The sequence below is a fragment of the Vibrio sp. 10N.286.46.A8 genome, from assembly GCF_041470165.1.
Classification (GTDB): domain Bacteria; phylum Pseudomonadota; class Gammaproteobacteria; order Enterobacterales; family Vibrionaceae; genus Vibrio; species Vibrio tasmaniensis_A.
Map to the genome: position 1 here is coordinate 1 of NZ_JBFRLX010000365.1, position 898 is coordinate 898.

General features: G+C 36.3%; 1 protein-coding gene. It reads right to left on the bottom strand.

Annotated elements, in window-relative coordinates:
• Nucleotides 1-462 precede the first annotated feature (462 nt).
• The coding region (folE, locus tag AB4232_RS22465; RefSeq protein WP_372088070.1) for a GTP cyclohydrolase I FolE at nt 463-898 on the bottom strand (436 nt) is incomplete at its 5' end.

Here is an 898-nt window from a genome sequence, read left to right on the forward strand (position 1 = left end):
CCTTTAAATACTGTCGAGCTTGTGACTAAAGAACCAACTTTTACCGAAGACATTAAACCCCCTAAAACCAAATCAAACTGAACCGAGATCGTTCAACCTATTAAATACCTTTGAATATTTATGTTCCAGTCGTACCAAAACTAACAAATTCAAAAGTACAACTAAAACCACACTATATGGCTTAAGTTGAGTAAGCAGTTTACATTTCATCACATTATTGTTGTTACCTTTTTGCGCCACAACAATGAAACACCATACTGTAAGTGTTGGTGTATTTTGTATTATTTGAGCAGTAAAGCCAATAAAAATTAATGAAACAATAAACATTTACCACCGTTGAATTTATTGCATTCCCCCTTAGTCCCACCAATTAGGGTGCAAACTATACTGTGCCAAAACACTAACTTATAGAGTGCAAAAAAAATCCCCTTCAATGAAGGGGATTTTTTTGATGTGGTCTAGTTACCTAAGCCTGAGGTTCTTAAAGACACCACCTGTTTTTACTGTTGTGGTCGAACTCGTAACATCTTGAACACCACGGCTTTTAACACAATAGTGTGTTGCTTCAAATTTGACATAAATGTCTTCTACGCTAAGAAGCGTTTTCAACGCCAAATAGACTTGAGCGGTGAGTCTCTCTTGTACCTGCGGTCTTTGCGCGAAAAACCTTACGATGCGATTAATTTTTGACAGGCCAATTACTTTATCTTTTGGGATGTAACCCACAGTTGCTAAACCATCAAAGACAACTAAGTGATGCTCACAAGTACTTGTGAAAGAAATATCTTTAACTACGATCTCTTCATCGACATACATTTTGTTCTCAATCGTAGTGATTTTCGGAAAATTACCGTAATCGAGGCCAGAAAAAATCTCATCAACATACATTTTTGCAATA